At 50.8% G+C, this 7,364-nt stretch carries 4 protein-coding genes; 2 read left to right on the top strand and 2 right to left on the bottom strand.

The window, feature by feature from the left end:
- On the bottom strand, nucleotides 1-3,371 hold a 3,371-nt coding region (metH, locus tag NTV65_06625), incomplete at its 3' end, for a methionine synthase (protein ID MCX6114870.1).
- A 252-nt stretch (nucleotides 3,372-3,623) separates the two neighbouring features.
- Here metH and NTV65_06620 point away from each other — a divergent pair.
- The gene (locus NTV65_06620; protein MCX6114869.1) at nucleotides 3,624-4,709 is read left to right on the top strand and encodes a hypothetical protein; all 1,086 of its coding nucleotides are present in this window, start codon (nucleotides 3,624-3,626) and stop codon (nucleotides 4,707-4,709) included.
- 296 nt (nucleotides 4,710-5,005) lie between these two features.
- Nucleotides 5,006-6,388 (top strand): O-antigen ligase family protein, encoded by a 1,383-nt coding sequence (locus NTV65_06615; protein MCX6114868.1) that lies wholly within the window; start codon nucleotides 5,006-5,008, stop codon nucleotides 6,386-6,388.
- On the opposite strand, the gene NTV65_06610 is transcribed toward NTV65_06615, so the two are convergent.
- A complete protein-coding gene (locus NTV65_06610; protein ID MCX6114867.1) occupies nucleotides 6,381-7,364 on the bottom strand; it encodes a ketoacyl-ACP synthase III in 984 nt (327 codons plus the stop codon). The genes NTV65_06615 and NTV65_06610 overlap by 8 nt on opposite strands.

The following is a 7,364-nucleotide window of genomic DNA, read 5'->3' as shown; positions in this document are numbered from 1 at the left end:
ATATTTTCAGGCTTAAGCAGCTCAAAGATATATTTTTGATCCTCAAGGTTCGGACAGGCTGGATAGCCAAAGCTATAGCGCTCCCCGTGATAGGTCTGCCTAAAGAGCGCCTCGATAGTAGCGGCATCCTCGCCTGCAATACCGAGCTCATGTCGAATATGACGGTGCCAGAACTCGGCCAAGGCTTCTGCCGTTTCAACCGAGAGTCCGTAAAAATGCAGGTAGTCGGTGTACAGGTCAGCAGCAAAAAGCTCTGCACACTTCTCCGAAGCTAGCGCCCCCGATGTTACAACGTGAAAGGCAACTACATCTTGGCGTCCCGATGATAGCGGCAGGAAGAAGTCCGCAATACACCGTCGTTTATCGCTAATCTGTCTAGGGAATTTAATGCGGCAGTGCTCCTTTGAATGATCATCGGGCTTATAGATGATAAGCTCGTTCCTCTCGCTGTTACAGGGGAAATATCCATAAACAGCCCGTGGCTGAATCCAATCACGCTCTAGAGCCCGCTCACACCACTGATAAAAGAGCGGATCTACATGGCTTTGGATAAACTCCTTGTACTCCTTAGTTGAGCGGTTGCCGCGCCGATACATCCACTGATTCGCGTAGAGCGCCTTTTTATTGATAAAAGCAAATAGCTCCCGAAGGTTAATATCAGAGCGTTCCACATACCGCACACCCCAGAAGGGCGGTTTGGGAATATTCAAAACCTGCGGGGTGTTTGTATCGACATACTCCTCAGCTTTAATGGCAACGCGCTCCTCGCGCTCAACGCGCATCTCCCCTTTGCGCTCACGGGTATGATCGATATCGGCCGTTAGCACTTTCTCTGCAACCCGTCCGGTTAGCTCATCCATCAGCTTGAGTCCGGTAAAGGCGTCCGCGCCGTAAAAAACCCGTCCCGTGGTGTATGCAGCACTCAGATCAACCTCAACATAAGCGCGATTAAGCGCCGCGCCTCCGCAGATGACCGGAGTTGAGATCCCCCTGCGGCTCATCTCCTCAAGGTTTTCCTTCATAACGAGCGTTGATTTAACCAGGAGCCCCGACATACCGATGGCGTCAGGTTTGTGCTCAGCTGAGGCAGCTAGAATCGATTCAAGGGGTTGCTTAATGCCTAGATTAACAACCTTATAGCCGTTATTGCTGAGGATAATATCAACTAGGTTCTTGCCTATATCGTGCACGTCACCCTTGACCGTTGCTATAACCATGCAGCCCTTAGAGTTATCGCCGCTCTTCTCCATGAACTGCTCAAGGTGCGCAACCGCTTTCTTCATCGTCTCGGCTGATTGCAGAACGAAGGGCAGCTGCATATCACCCCGACCGAAGAGATCTCCCACAACCTTCATACCATCGAGCAGTATTTTGTTGACGATCTCAAGGGCTGTGTAGCTCTCAAGCGCTGTATTTAGCAGCAGATCGATCCCCTGCTTGCGCCCGTCGATAATAGCATTTTTAAGCCGCTCTTCTATCGGCCCATCAACCGCTACCTCCTGATTCTTCTCGGCAACCGCGCCCTGTAGCTTTTCGAGAAATACAAAGAGCGGATCGTATCCCTCTGTTCGGCGATCGTAGATAATATCAAGGGTAATTTGGAGTATCTCAGCCGGGATTTTATGCATCGGCAGGATCTTGCCCTGATGAACGATGGCTGCATCAAGCCCCTGCTTAATAGCCTCCGCCAGAAATACCGAGTTAAGGATCTGTCTGGGGAAGGGCTTAAGTCCAAACGAGATATTCGATAATCCTAGGACAGTACGAACGTTCGGAAAGCGCTCCTTAATCAAGCGAATTCCGTTTAAAGTCTCTATTCCAGCCTTTCTACTATCCTCATCACCGGACCCGAGCGTAAATGTGAGCGGATCAAAGATCAGCGCCTCACCCGGAATGCCGTGCCGCTCCGTACAGAGGCTATAGATACGTTCTGCAACGGAGAGCTTCCTCTCGGCTGTTTTCGCCATACCCTCTTCATCGATAGTTAGGGCTATAAGCGCCGCACCGAAACGATTAGCAAGGTCACAGATCTTGTCGAACTTATCCTCGCCATCCTCAAGATTAATTGAGTTAATGATCGCGCGCCCACCGATTAGCTTAAGCGCTACTTCGAGCACATCAAGCTGCGTTGAATCGATCGTTAGCGGCGCCGTTACCTGTCCAACGAAGCGCGAAACGATCTCGGTCATGTCTTTTACTTCGTTACGACCAACGTAGGCGGTGCATATATCAAGTACGTGCGCCCCCTCCTCGACCTCGCGTCGACCCATCTCTACGATCGCCTCCCAGTTCTCTGCCAGAAGGTGCTCCTTAAAGAGCTTAGAGCCGTTTGAGTTGCACCGTTCTCCGATAATTAGCGGAGAGCTACCGGGCTGATCGAGCGCCACAGCCATATAATTTGAAGTTACATGCGGTTCAAGCCGGCCCTGCGGTGGCTTTGGAGCTAGGCTTCCAACCCGATCATAGAGCGCTTTAATATGTGCCGGTGTTGTGCCGCAGCAACCACCTACCATCGCCGCTCCGAAGTCCTTAACGAAGACCTCGTGGTAATCAGCCAAGACCTCTGGAGAGAGATCGTAGACGGCCCTGCCACCATCGTTACGGGGCAGTCCGGCGTTCGGAATTACCGCCACAGGGAACCTACCAGATGCGCAGAGGTAGCGAACGTTCTCCTGCATCATATCGGGTCCGGTAGCGCAGTTAAATCCGATCATATCGACCGGCAAGCTTTCGAGCACTACCAGGGCAGCGGCAACCTCTGAACCAACAAGCATCGTTCCTGTTGTTTCTATGGTAATGGTGACGCAGATAGGTACTCGGCGCTTACACCGTTTCATAGCCTCGACCGCCGCAGATACTGCGCATTTTACCTGTAGTAGGTCCTGACACGTTTCGATCTGAAACAGATCAACACCGCCATCAAGGAGGCCTATCATCTGGGGCAGGTACGACTCAAACATATCATCAAATGAGATATGTCCAAGGGTTGGTAGTTTAGTTCCTGGCCCGATGGAGCCCGAAACAAAGCGGGGCCATGCTGTTGAGGAGAACTCATTAACAGCAGCCCTAGCTGCTGCCGCATTAAGCTTTGAGATCTCGTACGCCTGCTCTCCGATATCGTACTCGGCTAGTACGAGCCGCGCAGAGCCGAAGGTGTTGGTTTCAACTAGATCAGCACCAGCCTCAAGATACTTCGTATGGATTGACCTGATAATGTCGGGCCGCTTGCAGATCAGGTATTCATTACAACCATCAAGCCCACCAAAATCATCTGGGCTTGGATCGGCTAGCTGGATCATAGTGCCCATGGCACCATCGGCGATAATAACCTTCTCTCGCAGTCGTCGTAAGAATGGATCCTTAATCGGCATTATATCGCTCCTAAATCCTGCGCCATCGCTTTCCTCAGCTTTCAATACAGGGGGGTGAGGTTAATAGTTGCCATTTTAGGGGGCTATTCCAGTAAAAGTCTAGCCATACCAATGTAATAGCAAGAGAAATAGGATGTAATATCGGCTTTCCCTCCCCCCTATCTTTCCTTTATAGTAGCATCTACGCCAAACTAATTAAGTATGCGTAAGGGTCCTCAAAGATCCTGTAATCTGTTCAGTAAGGGTTGAGCTATGAAGAAGCTAATATCACTCGTCGTTCTTGTTGCTATTGTCGCCAGTTTTTTGGTTTTACGCTCTAAGCAGGAAGATGGCCTCACCCCCTCTCCAGGTGCTCAGGGATCTACGCTCACAGAGAGCTCTGCTTCAACAACTCAGCCCGGCCTACAAAAAACAGCCCTTAACGATAGTAACTCAGAGCCAGGAGATGCTCCTCTTGCAGGACAGCTACAGACTGATCAGACCCAAACTGTTGAAGAGGTCAGATCCGCTACAGAAGCCTATGCATCAGCCGAGGAGGCTCTGGCTGCCGTACTAAATGGAAGCAAGGACTATAATGACTCTATCCTTGAACAGTTTACCCTGCCAGGAGCAGAGTGCTCCTGGTGCGCAGAGTTCTATACCTCAGTTCGAGAGAAGGCGACCAATCCAGCAACATCACAGGAGCAACGTGCTTACCTTGCTGAGATCCTCGCAATCAGCGGTCGTCCTGAAAACATAGAGACCCTCGTAGAATCGATTAAGATGGCGCGCACAAATGAGGAGGCGGACATTTATGCTGAGGCTATTGAGCTAGCCCTTGGTGACGTTGAAATTACCAAGTACCTCGCCAATCAGATGGTCTCACCAAACGACACCCTACGTGAGGCATCAGTTGCTGCAATAACGAATCAGGGAACCCTCACGGCCGTCGAGCTACTAAGCAAGCATGTTGAGGAGCGCGGAGACCCGGATGGCTATTATGCAAGCGGTATCGGACCTGCTGAGCTTATTCCTGATGAGGAGGCTCTTCCTTACGTTCAAGAGCTTATTGAGCGGCGCAATGCATACTCACACCTGTGGGTAAAGTCAGCTATGAACGCGGGTATTCCTGGACTTAGAATAGTATTCGATGAGCTTGAAAACTCACCTAATCCAGCGACCGATGGCGCGCTAGTTAAGGATGCTATCGACCACATTAACTTAGAGGATGGACTTATGGAGCTAACCTCATCGGTGATCGCCCGTAACAAGTCAGAGGAAGCCGTCAAACTTGCTAAGAAGATTCAGGAGGAGTTTAATCAACAGGAGGACGAGGGAGCTCAATCGATAGCGCAATAAGGGCTTGATTGGCCTGCACTCAACTCGCGTAACTGGTCACCGTAGTTTAATGTTGCGATTCAAGCTATTGAGATTAACGCGAAGTTTCATAGGTAATTCGATTGGTCGTCCCCTAATCGGGGACGGCATATTTTGTGACCAGTTAATGTTTTCACCCCCGATTTGCTCCGCAAATCGGCCCCTTAGGGGCTATTGAGTGTCATTACCGTATGCGAATATTTCTGAAATATGCTGACTAGTTACCAACTCGCAACGCCAGAGCTAGCAAAAGGCAGATCCTCCAAGATAGTTAGCGCATGACAAAGCACCACGCACCTAGTCAGGAACGGATCGCGATTCAAACACCATCGTTATCGATCTTCGATTCAACTCCCCGTTTAACTATATTCTCTATAGGCTGCCCGCTTGCGGCCTTTCTAATTCCACTTAAACTCTCCCTAGCCTATATTATTCTTGTGCCGTTAATCCTTATCTGCCTTGTTTCGGCGTTCGTTAACCCACACACCCTTAAACTAACCTCAGATGAAAGAAGGATCTTAGTTCCGCTCGGGCTTCTCTTTCTTACTATCACCTGCTCCTCAATTCTGGGCATTAGCCTTATCGATAGCCTGCCCTCGCTAATCTCACTAGTCTTTTTTGCATGCACTATTATGATCTTTCTGCAAAATGCTCCGCTCCTGCAGACGTCGGCGGCAATGATTGCCGGACAATCGCTGGCGGCGCTTCATTCATTTTTTGAGGCGACCTTTCCTGACGCCCTGCCACGCTTATTCCTGGGAAAGGTAACGGAGTCAGGGCAACTCGCACTTACTATCCCTCTTGCAACGGGGCTGCTCTGGTACTTCGTATCTATTGGGGCTACGAGAAGATTTTCAGCGCAGCGCGCTATCATTGGTGCTTTTCTTGCGATCCTTTTCACGGCTATCGGGTTTCGTAACGAGGCTGGATTTACACCAGCTATCACATGCAGCTTAGGTATCGCTACATTTCTCCTTGCCGCGCTCTCGGTGCGTACCTCCCTTATCGCTCGTGGAACAGCGCAAAGGATCGCCCTACTCAGCGCTCTTCAACTACCCCTACTTGTGTGTGCGCTTTTGGTTAATCTAAAGCGCGGGCCGTGGCTTGGTGTGCTATCGGGTGTTGTGCTCTTTTTTGCCTGGTATGCGCGCAGGGCGCTAGCAGTTCTTATCGCAACAACGATCGTAATCGTTGCCATCATAGCTCCGATCAGAGACCGCCTAGCTGCTTCATATGAGCACTTTACGATCTCTGGTGGTCGCAGCACGATTTGGAGAATTGCAGCCGATCTGGTGGCCGAATATCCGATGGGAATTGGCTACCATAATAGCGGTATTATTAGAGCGCTCGCTCCAGAGATCCCGCAAGAACTTAAACATTTCCATAACAACCTGCTCAATATCGTGGCAGAGACAGGCTGGATCGGCGCAGGGCTCTTTATCTGGTTTATCTACGGGCTTCTCAGGACGTGCTTTACCGATCGGCGTCAGATCCTATTTGTTGCTACCGGCTGTGCAATCATCTCATGGCAGGTCGCTGGACTAGTTGAGTATAATGTCGGGGATAGCGAGATACTGATTCTGGTGTGGATGCTGCTCGGCAGCTTACTCTACTCTCGCCGGCGGTCTGCGTTACAGCCCGCTCCTACTCCTACTACCTAGCTCTCATAACTATAGAGCCCCACGAGAGCCCCGCTCCAACAACCGCAACCACGATATGCTGGCCAGGTGTGATCTTATCCCAATTCATCGAGAGGGTAGAGGGCGCTCCAGCCCCAGCCTGATTGCCTAGGTATGTAACGTTATGCCAATGATTAAGGTCAGGAATCTCACGATTTCTTGCGATCTGTTCTAGCATGGTACGATTAGCCTGGTGGCCGATAAAGATATCACGTTGCCAATCGATCGGGTGCTTCTCTTCAATCGCTTTAACAAGACGCACCGTCTGACGAACGGAAAAATCTCGAACCGCGCGCCCATCCTGCCTAAAGAACCCATAGCTATCGACGGTAACCGCCTTGCAACGAGTTGGATCGGCGGTAAAGGTCGAATCAATAATCTCTAATTTACCGGGGTGTCGCAGCGAAACGACCCAAGCAGCGGCGCCGTCGCCCCAGATTGCACCATCTGAGCGATCGTTATAGTCCACATGCACGGTCATGGCTGCCGTTGATATACAGAGCACAAATTCCGGTAGTGCACTCTCGTTGTAGCTTTTTAAAAAATCGATGTGAAGCGCAAACGCTGGGCAGGCTGTATAGACATCAAAGGCAACTGCTGGACAATCAAGGCGTTCAGCGATGCGCGTTGCTTCACTCGGAATGGTCTGCCTCGGCGAACAGCCGTTAACGATCAGTAGCCCGATATCTTTGGCGGTAATGCCCGCCTGAGCAAGAGCGGCCTCTGCCGCCTTTACCCCCATATCGGTTGCGGTCATCGAGGCAACCTCAAGCGCCATGCGTGGGTCCTGATTGCGTGTTGTCTTGATATACTCAAGGGGCAACGTCGTAACTCGCTCCAGAATGCCGATCTTCTCCTCAATCCACTGCGCAGTGGTGCCGATATCTAGCGCTTCAAGAAAGTGATTATCTATAGAGACCTTCGGGTGGCATACTCCCATGCCCAGAATGTGCAGCAT

The organism is Pseudomonadota bacterium, assembly GCA_026390555.1.
In the GTDB taxonomy this organism is placed as follows: domain Bacteria; phylum Bdellovibrionota_C; class UBA2361; order UBA2361; family OMII01; genus OMII01.
Note: the sequence above shows the minus strand (reverse complement) of the source record. Positions and strands in the feature narration are given on the sequence as shown.